Below are 16,606 nucleotides of genomic sequence, written 5' to 3'. Positions count from 1 at the left end.
ACCCCCATCATAAATCATTTCCCGCATAGGATAAGTTCATGCTTTTGTTAACGAGAGGAAAATCTGCTATGATATCTCCGAGAACAGCGTACTGTATAGCTGGCCAGTTTCTGAAAGAAGGATCAACGTACTTCATCCTGTAAATCTTACCTTCTTCGTCAAGCATCACGAAGAAAAAGGCGTTTCCTCGCGGTGTTTCCGCCATTCCTACACTCCACTCGTAGGGCTTTATCTGGAAAGTTGTGTTTGAACCCTGGTACGCAGGTAAGTTATCGAGGAGTGTCTCCACCAACCTTATAGACTCATGTACCTCGTCTATTCTTACCTTGGCCCGTGCCATGACGTCCCCATCCTCATGGGTACAGATGTTAACACCAACGTCCCGGTAAGCAAGATACGGTAGTTCTAAGCGTGTATCTCGAGGGACCCCTGAAGCTCTTGCGCATACACCGCACAGAGCGAGTTCCAGTGCTGTTTTCCTAAAAATCCTACCGGTAGTCTCCCATCTATCTTTAACGGAGGGGGTTTTGTCCACAAAGGTATCTATCTCCTCCACCTCCTTCTTTACTTCCTTTAGTATTCTCTTAATTTCCTCAGCTATAGTGGAATCTATGGAAACTTTTACATCACCCACCCTTAGTATGTCAAACATGAATCTGTGTCGCGTTAAGGCCTTGTTAAATCTCAGCAGCTTTTCCTGAAGCGAAAAGAGGTTATATGCTACGAAGGTGGCACCAATATCCATAAAGAGCCAACCGAGATCCCTAACGTGATTCCACACTCTTTCCAGCTCCGCTACTATTACTCTCAGATACTTGACTCTTGAGTGGGGATCCACCCCTACGAGCTTTTCAACAGCTTCAAGATAAGCTATACCTATGTTTACAGCGTTGTCTCCTGAGATTCTCTGAACAAGCCTGAGGGTTTCTTCTATGTCTTTCCCTTCCGCGACTTTCTCCACACCCCTATGCTTCCAGAAGTGCCTTATCTCAAGCTGTAGAATGGCCTCACCTTGTAAAGAGAAGCGGAAGTGTCCCGGTTCTATAATACCGGCGTGTATGGGACCTACCAATATCTGGTTTATACCAACACCTTCCACATCTTTATATCTGTAGGTGCCGTACTTCTCCATGGCAGGTTTTCTTCCATCAAAGTCCTTTCTCAAAGGGTGAAGGTGTGGAGGCCAGTTTTCTGGATGAAGCATGAGAGGTCTTGGGTCTGGATGTCCAACGGGCTCTAGTCCAAACATGTCCTTTATTTCTCTCTCATAAAGCTTCGCAGCAGGACATAATGGGGTTATAGATGGAAAGCTTTCTTCACACAGCAACTCTAGAACTCTCAACTTTCTCTGTTCCGTAAAGAAAAAGTATCTTATGCAGAACTTACCCCTTAGTTCTCTTTCATCACTTCCTACAACAGCCAATAAGTATCCACCTGCATTGAGTATACTGCTAACCTCTTTTGCTAAGTTCTCATCCGTCACCTCATGTCTTATTGTCTCAAACTTCATGCATCAACCTCCCTACGAGATGGGAAAATGCGTAAGGCATACCAAAGCTAAACATCACAAGGAGGAAAAGAATCATCAACGGAACCAAGAAAAGCCCTCTTTCCTCCTCTATAGGCTTCAGATCCTCGTCTTTGGAGAGTGACATAGTGAGAGATTGGTTCAAAAAGGCAGCCACAGCTAATCCTATTCCAAACAAACTGATTAATCCTCCCGCAAGACTCGCATTGAAGAGCCCAAGGAGTATATAAAACTTACTTATGAACGTAGCAAAAGGAGGTAACCCCACGATGCTGGCAGTAGCAAATATCAGTAAGAAAGCTGTCTTCCTTGCTCTGAAGAACAGTCCATTAATCTGATCAGTTCTCCTTGTATGGAAATACAGTAGAAGGTTCCCTGCCAGCATAAAGAGGACTCCCTTACTCAGAGCATGGAAAAGGATATGAAGAGCTGCTCCCATAACACCGTATCCACCGGCAGCCAATCCAGCAGTTATCAGACCCATGTTTTCCATAGAGGAGTACGCAAAGAGCCTCTTGTACTCCCGTTGTCTCAGCATGAGAAAACCTGCAGACACAAGAGTTATTAGTCCGAACAGAAGTAGAAAGTATCTCACGTGGGTGATACCAGCCTTTACACCCAGTTGATAGAATCTCAACACACCCAATAGAGCCGTGTTCAGTAAAACTCCAGACAACAGCGCACTTATAGGACTCGGTGCTTGAGAGTGGGCATCAGGTAACCAACTGTGCATTGGAACAAAACCAACCTTAGTCCCAAAGCCCACTAAGGCCAGGATGAAGGATAAGAAGAGTGTCTCCTTTTGTAGAAATGATGCCATGTTCAGAAGGTCACTGAAGGATAGGGCCTTCAGGCTGTACCCGTATATACTTGAACTGGAAAAGTACAGCACTACTATAGAAAACAGTCCTATGGTTATACCTATGGAGCACATGATCACGTACTTCCAAGCGGCTTCGTAGGATTCTTTGTTGCGATAAAAGGATATTAAAAAAGCCGTGGTAAGAGTCGTAGCTTCTAAACCTACCCAGTATAAGCCTATGTTGTTGGAAAGTACAGATAACATCATGCTGAAAATGAAGGCATTTTTCCAGAAGTAGTAACTCCTGAATTTTTTCTTTGATATGCCTTGGTTTATCTCTTTCCTCACGTACCAGAAGGCGTATAAGGCTATGAAGAACTCCAGTATAGACACAGTTACGAGTAGTAGAAGATTTAGAGGATCAACAAGAAGTAGGCTGTAAGCAAATGTTCCGTAAGAGCCTGCGTACAGAACATAGATAGCTAGCAGCAGCACAGAAAGGGACAGCAATAGTTGAACGTATGTCATGCCTATAGTACCTACCATTAAGGAGAGTATCATACCGGTTATGGGAAGTATTAAAAACAGGATGTTCATTCTTTGAGTGCCTCCAACCTATCGATCTTTATTTCTTCAAAACTTCTTTTAATACGTAAGAGAAGTAGTGATGTTATTAGGACGCTTACGAGTATGTCAAAGAGTACTCCCAGTTCCACAATAAGAGGCATACCCTTTGTTACACTGTTGGCAGCTAAAAAAATAGCGTTTTCCATTATAAGGAGGCCGAGTATCTGAGATAACAGTATCTTCCTTACAACTATAAGCATAGCGCCTATGAGAAAAGTGGAGATGGAACTTACAAGGGCAAACTTCCCAAATATAGATTGGAAGTTTAAAAGTTTAGCTGACAGCATCGCTGCTATCACCACCAGAAGCCCGGAGAATACAGTGGCTGCAGGTATACTCAGGAACATATCCATTTCCCTCTCTTCCCCCAATCTCCTAAGAGTTTTCATCAACAGATATGGAGCCAGAAGACCCTTGAAGAAGAGGGTTGCAAGAAAAGACATGTAAAGGTGGGGAGTATGCAAATATACGGCTGCTGTGAGTATGTAAAATGCCAGCATCCATGACTGTAACACATTAAGTCTTACAGCAAATTCAAGGAACGGTGATGCTACATTCATTATGGCTGTCACGAGCACCATTAAAGCAAAAAATTCCCTAAAGCCTCCAATTTTATACCTCCAACGCGAGGATCAAAGCCGTTAAAGACAAAACAAAGGCGAGTGCAAGCACGTTTGGTATTCTAAACAATCTCATTTTAGGGTTGATAACTTCTACGAAAGCTACAGTGATGGATATAAAAAACATCTTTGTTAGATAAAATAACAGTGCAAAGAACATTTCGGATATGCCATCTGCAACATAAGGAAAAAGTAAGAGAGATAAGAGCGATAGGAAGACAGTTAGCTTCAGGTAACTACCTAGTTCAAACATAGCCAGATGACTTCCAGAAGCTTCCAGTATGTTAGCCTCGTGTATCATGGTTAACTCAAGGTGTGTTTCGGGGTTATCGAAGGGGATACGGGCATTCTCCGCAAGAGTGAGTATGAATAAAGTCAGTATGAGTAAGAAGGGTATACCCACAGAAGCAACACCTATGCTACCGCGAATAACGTTGGCTGCTTCCCTGCTAAGGTATAAAAAGATGTCCGTTATGTTCCATGAACCTGTGTACAGGGATAGGGAGACAAAGATCGTTAAAAGTGTAGGTTCTGCCAAGCTGCTGAGAAACCATTCTCTACTTGCACCTAAAGCGCCAAAGGGGCTCGCCTGATCTAAGGCAAACAGCGTCATGGAGAAGGTTGATAAGGTGAGTAGATAAATAAAGAGTACTATGTTGGCACTACCTTGTAGAAGGGTATGTTGGTAGAAGGTAGGTAACATAGCCAGTACAAGTACGTAGGGGATAACGTATGCCAAAGGTGTTATACGTGATACATGAGATGAATCCTTCGATAGGACTTTCTCCTTCCTCAAAAGCTTGTACAAATTTACGTAAAATTGAAAAATCCCGATACTCCTCTGAGCACGTAAATTTTGCTTGATTTTGTGGATAAATCCGGCAAAGAGAGGAGCTATCAGAATCAGTATAAGAAACTGTAATAAAGATGCTACAGTTTCCATCTTACTTTACCCCCAACAAGAACATGAACAGTAAAATATTCAATACAAGTGTGAGGAAAATAAAGGCTATGTAATGGTTTAAATTACCGCTCTGTAATACAGTTCTAATACTGTCTGCAGTTCTCAAGACAAATCTACCTAAAGGTTCATAAACTGTTGCCTCAACAAGATCCTCACTTTCTTCTCTGAACTTCAATCTTTTTCTGAAATATTTCTTGACATCCTCCTCAAAACTGATCTCAGAAAGCGTACGAAAGAACATGGAGAACACGCGCCTGGTACTGTATGTAAGAGAAAGTACTGTAGCCTGGGCTTTTGGGTTTTCCTCTTCCAATCCACAAAGCCATGTTTCGTAAGTCCTTTCGCCCGCACCTTTTGAGAGTATGTAAAGAACGAATACAGTGAACACCGAGAGAGGTATCAGCTCAACAGGTCTGTAATCTAAGGGTCCAACGGTAAGAGCAAACAACTTACTTAAGAGATTGTAGTAAACAAACGGATCTAAGCCTATTGCTAAGGAGAGAACCACTGGTATGGCTAAACTCACCACTTCCAGAGAAGAAGGTTTTACACGCATACCTGCTCCCCTATTTTTTCCCAGAAACACCAGTCCTAAAAACTTCACAGAACTGAAGACCACAAATACTCCTGATATGGCTACCACGGGCACGAGGAGGGTTAAAAGAAAACTCATATTCTCTTTTGTGGCTACACTATCTATCAAGGTCTTGTACAGAAAAAGCTCACTTAAGAATATTCCCGAAAGGGGAAGGGCAGATATGGATGCTGAATACAGCAACATTAAAAGAAACAGAGAGGGGCTAGATTTAGATAGTCCCCCCATCCTGTCCAGGCATCTTTCGTGGGTATATTTGAGCAGTAAACCCGCACCCATAAAGAGGCCACTCTTTATAAGGGCATGCATCAGAGAGTGCAGTAAGATGAAAGTCATCGCATACTGGAATACGGCGGTGTGGTTACCTTTGAGGGCCCATTGAGCAATACCTATGGCCACGCCTATAAGGCCTATGTTCTCAATACTTGAGTATGCTAACATCTTTTTGATGTCGCGTTCACCTAACATGTACAGAGATCCGTATATGGCAGATACACCACCACATATCACGAAGAGGAGGGCAAGGAAAACATGCTGTTCGTGAGCGAACTCAAGTATAAATCGGAGCATGCCGTATACCGCTACCTTCAGCATAACGGCTGACATAAGGGCCGATACATGTGAAGGTGCTACGGGATGGGCGTGTGGTAACCAAACGTGAAAGGGGAAAAGGCCAGCTTTTATAGAAAATCCCAGCAGTGCTAAGGTGAGTATGAGTGAATCAGCTTTCCCTCTGTAATAATAAAAATCAAAAGAACCACTTTTGAAGTACAAAAGCATGAAGGAGATCAATATGAATGCTGTTCCTATATGTGTCATAAAGAAATAAAGGAAGCCTGCCCGTTCTACCTTTACGTTTTCTTCCGCGATTACTAAGATGAAAGAGAAAAGAGACATAAGTTCCCAGAAGAAGAGAAACGTGAGTGAGTTGTAACTAAAAATTGTAAGGAGCATGGACAGTATGAATAGGGAAGTGATAGGAAAGATGTAAACTTTCTTTTTGTACTCTTCTCCGTATTTAACTGTATAAACAGAAACACACAGAGAAACACAGGTAACTATGATAGAGTAATACAGAGACAGAGAATCTACGTCAAACTGTACGGTCCAAAAGGGTGTATTAACTCTCAGGGGCAGTATGGGGTACAGGAGTACACCCAACAGGGAGGCAAGAAGTGGTAGATAAAGGTGGAAGTTACCACTCACGTGTTTCAGTATAACTCTTTTCTGATTTAAGTCAACATGATACTTATCATACAGACTGAGTACCTTGACTTATATCATATTCGGTATATATTTATATAATGAAAGCTCATTCATAGGAGGTAGATATGGAGACCGTGTGGGATCTCTTTCGTAGAAGGGGCTATTCGAGAAGGGAGTTTTTGAGTTTTGTGTCAGTAACAGCTTCCCTCCTTGCGTTACCAGCAAATCTGTTGATGTCCTTTGGTCGTGCGTTGGAACTTAGGGAGAAACCCGTGGTGATCTGGTTGGAGTTTCAGGACTGCGCAGGTTGTTCTGAATCCTTCATAAGGTCCACATCGGTGATGCCCTCTGACGTTCTTCTCGATTTCATATCCCTGGAGTATCACGAAACGCTCATGGTGCCTTCCGGTATTTACGCAGAACAAGCGAAGGAAGATGCTATAAAAAAATACCGTGGCCGATACATACTTATAGTGGAAGGTGCCCTAACACCAGCTGAAGATGGAGTCTACTGTACTGTAGGTGGAAAGGCGAACCATCACCTTTTACGTGAGGCTATTGATGGTGCAAAGTGGATTGTAGCTGTTGGTAGCTGTGCCTGTTGGGGTGGTATCCCTGCCGCATATCCTAACCCTACTGGGGCGGTTCCCATCTCCGATTTGGTGGAGGGGAAAACCGTTGTCCATCTACCAGGCTGTCCTCCTATAGGGGACGTTCTCGTGGCGACTCTGGTACATCTCATAGCTTTTGAGCGCCTGCCAGAGCTGGACAGTATGGGTAGACCTAAAGTTTTCTACGGACAGACGATACACGATAGATGCTACAGGAGATCCTTTTACAGTGCAGGGAAGTTTGCCAGCGGTTTGGATGATGATGGAGCAAGGAAGGGATACTGTCTTTACAAGGTTGGATGTAAGGGGCCTATAACGAGGAATGCTTGTGCCACCATAAGGTGGAACGGGGGACTTAGCTTCCCGATACAGTCGGGACATCCATGTTTTGGCTGTTCGGAACCCAACTTCTGGGACAGAGGTTTCATCTACAAACCCCTTTCCGCAATGCCAGATGGTTTTGGACCTAAAGGAATGCTGGGGGCTCTTGCTGTAGGAACGCTGGTAGGTGCAGGAGTAGCCTATATGAATAAGAAGCAAGCGAAGAAGGGAGGTAAGTGAGATGACGGATATACTGCTTTATGATCTCATCAGGGGGCATTTACTGAAGCTTTCTGTCTATGCGTTTTTTATTGGGATAGCCTACAGATTCTTCAGAGTACTTTTCCTTGGCCTGCCACCTGATTACGCACCTCCAAAGGGTAAACCTATACTGAAGGCGATAGAGAAGGTTCTTCTGAAGCCTTCCCAGGCATGGCGATTCTTTTTGGAGGTGTTCGCGCATAGAGGTATACAGTACGTAGGTGGATTCCTATTTCACTTAGGCTTTTTGGGACTCACATTCTTTGTTCCACAACATGCCTTCCTTTGGGGGGATATACTGGGTTTTGAGCCTCCTTACCTACCACAGGTAGTTGCCGACATACTCGCTTACTCGGCATTGGGTTCTCTCTTCGCTCTCACGGTTCACCGTATCTTCAATCCTGTCTTAAGGCTTTTAACAGGAAAAGATGAATATCTTGCTAACTTTCTTATAGGGTTGGTTCTCTTCTCAGGCCTTCTGGCTACACGGTGGGCAGGAGGAGCGTATTACCTCTGGATGCTGAACGTTCACATGCTGTCTGCCTGTGTACTGATCCTTTACATCCCCTTCAGTAGGCTCTCTCATTTTGTCTATTACTTTATGTCCGTTTTCTTTTACGGAAGAAATGTAGGCAAGAGGGGAGTTTCCTTTTGAGGAGGTTGTGACATGATGAAGGTAGAGAAAACAGAAGAGATAGGTGAAAGAGAGGCGAGGTTGTTCTATGAATTCTGTGTCGCTTCTATAAACGCCGAAGTTGCTGCATATCTTGAGTCGTGCGTGAGATGTGGGTTGTGTGCTGAAGCCTGCCTCTTCTATATGGGAGAGAATATATCCGGTAAAATAGACCCGACACTAACACCAGCATACAAAGCCGATCTTCTCAGGGAGATATACAAAGAGAACTTCACTCTTTGGGGAAGGATCAAGAAGACTCTTGGAATGGGCGTAAAGATAGATGAGAAGGAGTTGAAAGAGCAGGTTAAGCTCGCTTTTTATACCTGCACTATGTGTGACAGGTGTACAAAGGTGTGCCCTATGGGTATAGATACACCAAGGCTCGTAGGTATAGTGAGAGGGGCTTTGACATCAGTGGGTATGGCACCTAAAGATCTTGTGGATGCTACCAACACGGCCTTGGAGAAAGGAAGTCCCCTCGGTGTGGATGTAACCACGTTTCTTCAGAGAATAGAGTTTATAAGTGAGGAATGGGAGGTGGAGATTCCGGTGGACCAAAAGGCTGAATGGCTCTACATCCCTTCTTCTATCGAGCTTATGAAATTCCCCTCTTCGGTAGCAGCTGCTGCAAAGGTGTTTCATCACGCCGGAATAAACTGGACAGTATCCACAGTGGCACACGAGGCCACCAACTTTGGCCTATTTCTTCAGGATAGAGAGGTAAGTAAGGAGCTGCTGAGGAGGGTACTACGCGGAGCTAAGGAGCTTGAGGTTAAGACGATTATTGCACCAGAATGTGGACATGCTTATCAATCCATGAGGTTTGTAGCCCCCAACCTGTTCCCTTCGGAATGGGACCTGAAGGTGCTCAATATAGTGGAGTTCATATACCTCATGCTGGAGGAGGGTAGGTTGCACATAAAGAAGAAGGTGGTAGATAGAATTACTCTACATGACTCGTGTCAGATAGGAAGAAGGGGAGGGGTTCTGAAAGAACCACGATACATTCTAAAGCTTCTGGCAGAGAATTTCGTTGACTCCGTAGACATGCCAGAGAAGAACATATGTTGTGGGGGAGGCGGTGGCGTTGTCGTTGTGCGTGATGCAGATTATCACAGACAGAAGGCATTCCTAACCAAGGCTGAACTCTTTGATAAGACGGGAGTGAAAAACGTAGCCTGTTACTGTGCTAACTGTATGCTTGCCCTTAACAAGAGTGCGCAAGAATTTAACAGAGATTACAAGTTCATAAGTATTGTAGAACTAGTAGCCGACGCTTTAGAAGGAGGTGAATCATGAAGAGATTGGTGATAGATCCTGTGACCAGAATAGAGGGCCATCTTAGGATAGAAGCGGAGATAAAAGACGGTGTTGTACAAAAGGCCTACAGCTCTGGAACTATGGTAAGGGGTATAGAGATAATACTGAGGGGAAGAGATCCACGTGAAGCATGGGCACTGGCACAGAGGATATGTGGTGTTTGTACCACGGTGCATGCCATTGCATCTGTCAGGGCTGTGGAGGATGCTTTACAGTGGAAGATACCACAGAACGCTTCTCTCATCAGAAAGCTTATGATAGGCACCCTATTTGTTCACGACCATGTGGTACACTTCTACCATCTCCACTCCCTTGACTGGGTTAATCCCGTAGAGGCGTTAAAGGCTGATCCACAGACTACATCACAGCTGGCGAAGAGCATTTCCAGTTATGAGAAAGCTAGTCCTGCTTACTTTGCGGAGGTGCAAAAGAAGTTAAAACAACAGGTTGAGAGGAAACAGTTGGGGATCTTTTCTAGGGGATACTGGGACCATCCCCAGTACAAACTTCCCCCCGAGGTGAACCTTCTTCTCATAGCCCATTATCTGGATGCCCTCAACTGGCAGACCAAGATAGTACAGGTTCACACCATCTTCGGCGGTAAAAATCCACACCCTAACTTTGTGGTAGGTGGTATGCCTTCACCCATTAATCCTGACAGTGATAGTGCCATCAATATGGAAAAACTAAACAGGGTGGCTAGTCTAGTAAAGGAAATGCAGAGCTTCGTTGAAGAAGTTTATCTGCCAGATCTACTTTTGCTGGCCAAATACTACAGGGATTGGTTCTTCATAGGTGAAGGGTTGGGTAACTTCTTGGTTATGGGGGAACCTATGTGGGATATTCACAGGGATAACGTATGGTTCATACCACCGGGTTTCGTAAGGGGCAGGAATCTTAAGGATGTCGAAGATGTGGATATAATGGAGATAAAGGAAAGTATCGCTCATAGCTGGTATACCTACACATCTGGTGATAACAGTTCCTTGCATCCTTGGGAAGGTGAGACGAACCTCAAGTACACTGGCCCAAAACCGCCTTACGATCTGTTGAACGTAGATGGTAAGTACTCATGGTTGAAGGCTCCACGCTATAAGGGCTACTCCGTTGAGGTGGGACCGCTGGCACGGGTGCTTATACTCATGGCCAGGGATATGTACGGGATAGGTGAGAGGGTAAAGGAAATACTAGGCAAACTTGATCTGCCGGAGAAGGCTATGTTCTCAACGATGGGCAGGACGTTGGCGAGGGGTATAGAAACAGAACTCTACGCAAGCAGCATGGAAACGTGGTTGAAGCAGTTAGTAGATAATATAAAGCGCGGTGATACAAAGGTATTTGAAGAAGGAAGATGGGATCCATCTACATGGCCGAAAGAAGCAAAGGGTGTCGGTATAATGGAAGCTCCAAGAGGATCCTTATCTCACTGGATCCACATAAAGGAGGGTAAGATAGCCAATTACCAGGCGGTGGTTCCAACCACGTGGAACGGTAGCCCTCGTGATGAGAAGGGGCAACCTTCCGCTTACGAAGCGGCTATCGTTGGTCATACGGTTCACAATCCGGAGGAACCCTTGGAGATTTTGAGAACTATACACTCCTTTGATCCGTGTCTTGCCTGTGCTGTGCATTTTATAGAAAAACTTGCGGGCTAAAACCCCGTATCCGTGATGCGGGGATACAGCCAGCCCCGAAAGGGTTGACACAAAAACATTACTGAATTAATTTAATGTATAGCTAATACCCCATCGCTCTCCTGGGTAGGAGAGTTCAACGGCTTTAAGGTGGGGTATAGGTGAAGTAGAAGAGTTAAAAGTAGCTCCGCTAAACCGCTATATGGCGGTATAGGCAGGAGTAGGGGCGGTGTGAACCCGCCCGTGGTGGTAAGGGACACGTTAAGTGTCCAGACCCACCACGAAGCTCCGCATCTTTGATGCGGGGTAGTTCACAGCTGTATAGGAAACGGTTCCAACAGTGACGCTACCTGACCCAGACACAGTCCTCCATCCCCTGCAGGTACTTTTTGGTGAGTGAAGACTTTAAATCCTTCCTCCGTAAGGAGTTCTTTTATCCTGCTTACCAGAGGATCGTTCTGCATAACACCACCCGAAAGGCAGACCCTTTCCAGCCCTACTGTCTGGGCTACATCTTTGCAGATATGGGCCAAAGTGTTTATGAACCGTGAGGGTCCCTTTCCACTCCTGTCTTCCAGTAATGCCAAGAAGATGGGTCTCCAGTCTATGAGGCCGTTCTCCAGAATGTATGGGTAGTGATCCTTCACAAGAGGATCGTACATGTCTTCCAGCATCATGGCCGCCTGCCCCTCGTAGCTTACCCTATGTCTTAAGTTCAAAAGAGATGAAACAGCGTCCAGCAATCTTCCCGCAGAGGAGGAGAAGGGTGAGTTTATACCCCTCTTATACATTATGTACAGCTTCTCCAAACTCTTGGAGTCAAAGTATCTTACGGTGGGAAGATCTCTGTTTAACACCTCCTCTCCCAGCACATCCAGTAGTATGGCGAGGGCGACACGGGCCGGTTCCTTCACAGCTTTTTCACCTCCCAAAAGCCTGAACTGCCTGAAGTGAAACACTCTTTTGTAAGAGCCGTACCTACACAGTAAAAACTCTCCTCCCCACAGAGTGTTATCATCACCGTAACCTGTACCATCCCACGCTATTCCCAGTACTGGTTCCGTGATACCATTCTCAGCCATACAGGAGAGGATATGGGCGTAGTGGTGCTGTACTTTTACCAGGGGTATTCCATTAGTAGTGGAAAACTCGTGAGCCCAACGGGTTGTTTCGTATCGCGGATGAAGATCACATACCACCACCTCGGGTACAAACTCGTAGAGACGCATCAAGTCCTTTACCATATCCTCAAAGTTTTTCAAGGTCTCATAGTTCTCCACATCACCAACGTGCTGGCTCATTATCACTTTATCGTCCCATGCGAGGGCAAAGGTGTTCTTCAACATGCCACCCACCGCAAGAACCTTCTTGTTGAGTCTTTTAGGCAACGTTATAGGTAAAGGAGCGTAACCTCTGGAACGTCTGATGGGTAAAGGTACACCACCCACCACCTTGATCACCGAATCATCACATCTCCTGACGATATCCCTGTTGTGTAATAGGATCAGATCAGCAAAGTGGGAAAGTTTACAGAGAGCTTCGTGGTTATCCTTAACTATAGGCTCGTCGGACATGTTACCTGATGTGGCTATAACAGGAACGTTTAAAGAAGACAAGAGGATATGATGAAGGGGTGAGTAAGGGAGAAAAGCGCCTATTTTCTTCAAGCCTGGTGCCACCGAAGGGGCAAGACCACCTTTTCCCTTTACCAAGACTATGGGTCTCTGTGGTGACAGTAGAAGGGCTATCTCTAAGGGATCAGGTTCGGCGTAGAGTAAAACCTGATGAATGTCTCTGAACATAACGGCAAAAGGTTTCTCCTGTCTTCTCTTCCTTTCCCTGAGGGTACGTACCGTCTCTTCGTTGACGGCACTACACATAAGGTGGAAACCTCCTATTCCCTTTACCGCTACTATTCTACCGTCCATAAGTGCCTTTACCGTTAGTTCCAATGCCTCTTGATGGGTTGCCAAAAGCCTCCCTGAGCAATCGTAGAGGCTCACGTAAGGACCACAGTGTGGACATGCGTTGGGTTGTGCGTGAAAACGTCTGTCATTGGGGTCCTCGTACTCTCGCAGACAGTCTGGACACATGCTGAAGACACGCATACTGGTGTTAGGTCTGTCGTAAGGCAAGCGCTCTATGATGGTGAACCGTGGTCCACAGTTGGTGCAGTTAGTAAAAGGATACATAAACCTTCTGTTGTTCCTGTCGAAAACTTCCTCCAGGCATTGATCACACGTCGCTATATCAGGAAGAATGAGGACCTCCTTTTTCCCCTCTTCCTGACTTTCTCTTATCTCAAAGTCCTCGTATCCAACCGGTTCCAGATACTCCACCTCCTGGGAGTAGATATGAGCCAGTGCTGGCTTTTCGGTGTGAAGTCTGATGAGAAACTCATCCAAAGAGGACCTGTCACCTTCTACCTCTATAGTTACACCTGATGAGTCGTTTATCACAAAACCCTTTAGGTTAAGACTTTTGGCTAGTTTGAACACAAAGGGTCTGAAGCCCACCCCCTGCACGGTCCCATTTAGGTGTACTCTCAGTCTAATGGGTTGTGCATACTGAGCATACATCGAAGCTCCTCAACACCATCTCTGCTTTCACTGGGTTATCTAACCCCAACAGGGCTCTTTCAGCAACACCTAAGAACCTGTCGCACCTCGGTCCCAAGTTCCACTGGGAGGGTGTGATGATCTGATATCCCACTATGGTTCCCCTATCGGCCACCAGTCTGTGTATGAGGGTACCCCTTGCAGCTTCTACCACACCCCATCCTTCACCGGAGAGGTGGGCCGTTTCTTGAGGTACGCAGGACCTCTCATGAGACACCTCCAGAAGTCTTTTCAGTTTCTGCTCAAGGATCGTTATTATCTCCCATATTTCCAAAACTCTTGCCAGCACTCTAACGAGATAACTTCCCCCGTATTTCTGATACATCCTCTTAACAAAAGGGTTAGAGTTTATCAGCTGACGAGCCAGCGGTCCTGTTTCGTAGGGAGTACCGTTGTACCTTACGTAGCTGGCGGAAGAATAAGGAAACGAGGACCTTACTGTAATTTTAGATAGATTTACGAAGCACACCTTCTTCTTCCCTGTGTGGTGTCCCGGTTTTATGCAGGGGAATATCTCACCCCCCGTAAAGAAGGTACCATAAGATACGCCTGTTGACATCATACCGAGATCCCCACACAGCTGTATAAACATCCCTACGTCACCTCTTAGCATCTCCCAATCTCCCGACTGCCGTATCTTCAAAAAATCCTCTTCTTCCATTCCTACAACGTTTCTGAGGAAAAAATCTTTTGTGCTTCTAAGTACCTGAAGGACCTGCACTATGTCCCCTTCCCCCGGGCAGGAGGTTATACCTCCAGGGACGGCGTAAGAGTTGTGAGGATACTGTCCAGAAAGGAGGGCTATTCCTCTACCTATGAGGCTTGCCTGGGTTACAGCGGATCTCCATCGGCTACCTTTGAAAGGTTCCAGCTGTGGGGAGAGTTGAGGGAAGAAAACTGTAAAGTCGGGCAGTACAAAGAGATAGAACCACTTTATGTGATTCTGTAGTATTTCCAAGGACAGGGTTATGTCCCTGAGGAGTTGGGCTTTTTCGGGTACCTTCAGTTTTGGTATAATAGCCTCTATTGCCCTAACAGTAGCCATGAGATGTGCATGACCACATATCCCACACACCCGTGGATTGATCACCAAAGCGTCCATGATGGGTCTACCGATGAGGACCCTCTCTATACCCCGTGCTGAAGGAATGCTTATCTTTGCGTCCGTTATACGCCCTTCTTTCCACTCTAAGATTAGCTGGGCGGTACCCTCCACTCTTGAGAGAACACTTCTTCTAACTATCATCCTTCAGTCTTTCAGGTGCAAACATCTTGGCTACTCCTGCCAGCATTATGTACCCTCTCTTAGAGACACCTATGGGTAGTTCGGCAGGTATTCCAGCAAGGGTTTTAGTTTCCCAAAGCCCAACTTTTGGAAAGTTGTACTCTGTACACCCAAAACACGGTGTTCCTGCCCTCGTTTTAGAACTTACACCGTTCCATAAAATCCTGTTACAGGTAGAATGGGTCATGGGTCCCCTACACCCAAACTTGTAGAACAGACATCCTTTGGGTGAACCTAGCCAGCTAGGTTCTACTTTCCATTCAAAGTACTCGTTACGGACACAGCCCCAGTGAGTAAGGTCAGAGTAGTACGCCTTTGGTCTGTTCCATTCATCCAGGGATGGAACAACACCTTCTGCCAACATCAGCATGGTACCACATATCCACTCAGGATGAGCTGGACAACCGGAGATGTTTATGACAGGAAGTCCACCCTTGGATACAAAGTCCTTAAGGGGTCCACCTTTTTCTGTAAATCTGAAAGATAAACCACTCACGTGAGAGTTGTTTATGGCAGGTATGTTCCCATAAACGGCACAGTTACCCACCGCCATGACCCACCTTGCTCTGTTTGCCAGTTCTAACAGGGATCTGTCTTCCTCCATCACGGCACCTTCCACGATGAGAAGGTCTATTTCTACATCCTTTTCCAAGAGAGAGGTGATCTTTTCCTCCTCACCCTCTAAGGAGAAGGAAGGGTGGAAGAGGAACTCCACCCTTTCCAGGAGAGTTTCCATATAGGGATAATTGAGAAAGGAGTGGGTGTTGCCACAGCAGGTAAGTCTTTGTAGCCATACAACCTTCATACTGCTGTACCTTTGTACAGCTTCACCTTAAACCGCAGGTAGTCTATCCATTCGTTGAGGCCCTCACCCGTTTTGGTGGAGAGTTTTATAACATCAATGCCAGGTTTTATTTTTCTGGCAGAACTTACAGCTCTACCTACATCGAAGTCTACATAAGGGAGAAGATCTATCTTGGAGATTATCATGAGATCTGCAGCCCTGAACATAACCGGATACTTCTCCGGTTTATCGTCCCCCTCTACCACCGACAGCAGAACGACGTTTATGTGAGTTCCCAGGTTATACACGGCAGGACAAACAAGGTTTCCCACGTTTTCCACAAACACTATATCCAGATCTTCAAGAGGTAAGTGGTGTATACCTTCATGTACCATAAAAGCATCCAAATGGCACGCGCTACCTGTGGTTATCTGGTACGCTGGTACGCCCTTTGCCTTCAACCTGTCCGCATCCCTTGTGGTTTCTAAATCACCTTCTATAACCCCTATTTTAAGCTCGTTACCTAGCAGTTCGGCCGTTTTCTCCAGAAGCGTGGTCTTGCCCGCACCCGGTGAGCTCATCAGGTTTACGGCCAAAATTCCGTGCTCCTCAAAATGCCTCCTGTTACTCTCCGCCTGCCTATCGTTGGAGGAAAGGATCTTTTCTACCACCTCAAGACTCTTTGCGTCATGATGATGGTGGTGGGTGTTGACACTGCATCCACATTCCTTACACATGGCAACCTCCTCTTAAG

13 protein-coding genes are annotated in these 16,606 nt (G+C 45.7%); 4 read left to right on the top strand and 9 right to left on the bottom strand.

The window, feature by feature from the left end; translation table 11 throughout:
* Positions 1–7: 7 nt before the first annotated feature.
* Genes THAL_RS07240 through THAL_RS07220 form a run of 5 tightly spaced genes read right to left on the bottom strand, consistent with a single transcriptional unit; the run spans position 8 to position 6,342 of the window.
* Positions 8–1,510: a hydrogenase large subunit gene (locus tag THAL_RS07240; protein ID WP_012992459.1), complete on the bottom strand. Its 1,503-nt coding sequence runs from the start codon at positions 1,508–1,510 to the stop codon at positions 8–10.
* Positions 1,500–2,927, bottom strand: coding sequence for a proton-conducting transporter transmembrane domain-containing protein (locus tag THAL_RS07235; protein ID WP_012992458.1), 1,428 nt, complete (start codon positions 2,925–2,927; stop codon positions 1,500–1,502). Before THAL_RS07235 ends, THAL_RS07240 begins: the two co-directional genes overlap by 11 nt.
* Positions 2,924–3,538, bottom strand: coding sequence for an NADH-quinone oxidoreductase subunit K (locus tag THAL_RS07230; RefSeq protein WP_041434128.1), 615 nt, complete (start codon positions 3,536–3,538; stop codon positions 2,924–2,926). The genes THAL_RS07235 and THAL_RS07230 overlap by 4 nt, the downstream gene beginning before the upstream one ends.
* Before the next feature lie 31 nt (positions 3,539–3,569).
* Entirely contained in the window at positions 3,570–4,520 is a 951-nt protein-coding gene (locus tag THAL_RS07225; RefSeq protein ID WP_012992456.1) for a respiratory chain complex I subunit 1 family protein, read from the bottom strand.
* A 1-nt stretch (position 4,521) separates the two neighbouring features.
* Positions 4,522–6,342, bottom strand: coding sequence for a proton-conducting transporter transmembrane domain-containing protein (locus THAL_RS07220; protein WP_012992455.1), 1,821 nt, complete (start codon positions 6,340–6,342; stop codon positions 4,522–4,524).
* 125 nt (positions 6,343–6,467) lie between these two features.
* On the opposite strand from THAL_RS07220, the gene THAL_RS07215 reads away from it, so the two are divergent.
* Genes THAL_RS07215 through THAL_RS07200 form a run of 4 tightly spaced genes read left to right on the top strand, consistent with a single transcriptional unit; the run spans position 6,468 to position 11,186 of the window.
* On the top strand, positions 6,468–7,514 hold the full coding sequence (locus THAL_RS07215) for a hydrogenase small subunit (RefSeq protein ID WP_012992454.1): 1,047 nt from the start codon (positions 6,468–6,470) through the stop codon (positions 7,512–7,514).
* Between the two features lies 1 nt (position 7,515).
* Complete coding sequence (locus tag THAL_RS07210; RefSeq protein ID WP_012992453.1) at positions 7,516–8,190, top strand: hypothetical protein; 675 nt, start codon at positions 7,516–7,518, stop codon at positions 8,188–8,190.
* Between the two features lie 12 nt (positions 8,191–8,202).
* Positions 8,203–9,510: a (Fe-S)-binding protein gene (locus THAL_RS07205; RefSeq protein WP_012992452.1), complete on the top strand. Its 1,308-nt coding sequence runs from the start codon at positions 8,203–8,205 to the stop codon at positions 9,508–9,510.
* A complete protein-coding gene (locus tag THAL_RS07200; RefSeq protein WP_012992451.1) occupies positions 9,507–11,186 on the top strand; it encodes a nickel-dependent hydrogenase large subunit in 1,680 nt (559 codons plus the stop codon). The genes THAL_RS07205 and THAL_RS07200 overlap by 4 nt, the downstream gene beginning before the upstream one ends.
* A gap of 290 nt (positions 11,187–11,476) precedes the next feature.
* On the opposite strand, the gene hypF is transcribed toward THAL_RS07200, so the two are convergent.
* The 4 genes from hypF to hypB are packed head-to-tail and all read right to left on the bottom strand — an operon-like array spanning position 11,477 to position 16,589.
* Complete coding sequence (gene hypF, locus THAL_RS07195; RefSeq protein ID WP_012992450.1) at positions 11,477–13,744, bottom strand: carbamoyltransferase HypF; 2,268 nt, start codon at positions 13,742–13,744, stop codon at positions 11,477–11,479.
* Complete coding sequence (locus THAL_RS07190) at positions 13,716–15,029, bottom strand: nickel-dependent hydrogenase large subunit (protein WP_012992449.1); 1,314 nt, start codon at positions 15,027–15,029, stop codon at positions 13,716–13,718. Before THAL_RS07190 ends, hypF begins: the two co-directional genes overlap by 29 nt.
* Entirely contained in the window at positions 15,019–15,873 is an 855-nt protein-coding gene (locus THAL_RS07185) for an NADH-quinone oxidoreductase subunit B family protein (protein ID WP_012992448.1), read from the bottom strand. Before THAL_RS07185 ends, THAL_RS07190 begins: the two co-directional genes overlap by 11 nt.
* Positions 15,870–16,589 (bottom strand): hydrogenase nickel incorporation protein HypB, encoded by a 720-nt coding sequence (gene hypB, locus THAL_RS07180; RefSeq protein WP_012992447.1) that lies wholly within the window; start codon positions 16,587–16,589, stop codon positions 15,870–15,872. Before hypB ends, THAL_RS07185 begins: the two co-directional genes overlap by 4 nt.
* Positions 16,590–16,606: the final 17 nt, after the last annotated feature.

It is taken from the genome of Thermocrinis albus DSM 14484, from assembly GCF_000025605.1.
In the GTDB taxonomy this organism is placed as follows: domain Bacteria; phylum Aquificota; class Aquificia; order Aquificales; family Aquificaceae; genus Thermocrinis; species Thermocrinis albus.
The sequence above is the reverse complement of the archived record's forward strand: the minus strand, read 5'-3'. Positions and strand labels throughout refer to the sequence as shown.

Coding starts and splice junctions, on each gene's coding strand:
- THAL_RS07235 (WP_012992458.1), bottom strand. CDS start 2,927: ATGAACATCCTGTTTTTAATACTTCCCATAACCGGTATGATACTCTCC.
- THAL_RS07185 (WP_012992448.1), bottom strand. CDS start 15,873: ATGAAGGTTGTATGGCTACAAAGACTTACCTGCTGTGGCAACACCCAC.
- THAL_RS07205 (WP_012992452.1), top strand. CDS start 8,203: ATGATGAAGGTAGAGAAAACAGAAGAGATAGGTGAAAGAGAGGCGAGG.
- THAL_RS07215 (WP_012992454.1), top strand. CDS start 6,468: ATGGAGACCGTGTGGGATCTCTTTCGTAGAAGGGGCTATTCGAGAAGG.
- hypF (WP_012992450.1), bottom strand. CDS start 13,744: ATGTATGCTCAGTATGCACAACCCATTAGACTGAGAGTACACCTAAAT.
- THAL_RS07190 (WP_012992449.1), bottom strand. CDS start 15,029: ATGATAGTTAGAAGAAGTGTTCTCTCAAGAGTGGAGGGTACCGCCCAG.
- THAL_RS07230 (WP_041434128.1), bottom strand. CDS start 3,538: ATGGTGCTCGTGACAGCCATAATGAATGTAGCATCACCGTTCCTTGAA.
- THAL_RS07225 (WP_012992456.1), bottom strand. CDS start 4,520: ATGGAAACTGTAGCATCTTTATTACAGTTTCTTATACTGATTCTGATA.
- hypB (WP_012992447.1), bottom strand. CDS start 16,589: ATGTGTAAGGAATGTGGATGCAGTGTCAACACCCACCACCATCATCAT.
- THAL_RS07200 (WP_012992451.1), top strand. CDS start 9,507: ATGAAGAGATTGGTGATAGATCCTGTGACCAGAATAGAGGGCCATCTT.
- THAL_RS07210 (WP_012992453.1), top strand. CDS start 7,516: ATGACGGATATACTGCTTTATGATCTCATCAGGGGGCATTTACTGAAG.
- THAL_RS07240 (WP_012992459.1), bottom strand. CDS start 1,510: ATGAAGTTTGAGACAATAAGACATGAGGTGACGGATGAGAACTTAGCA.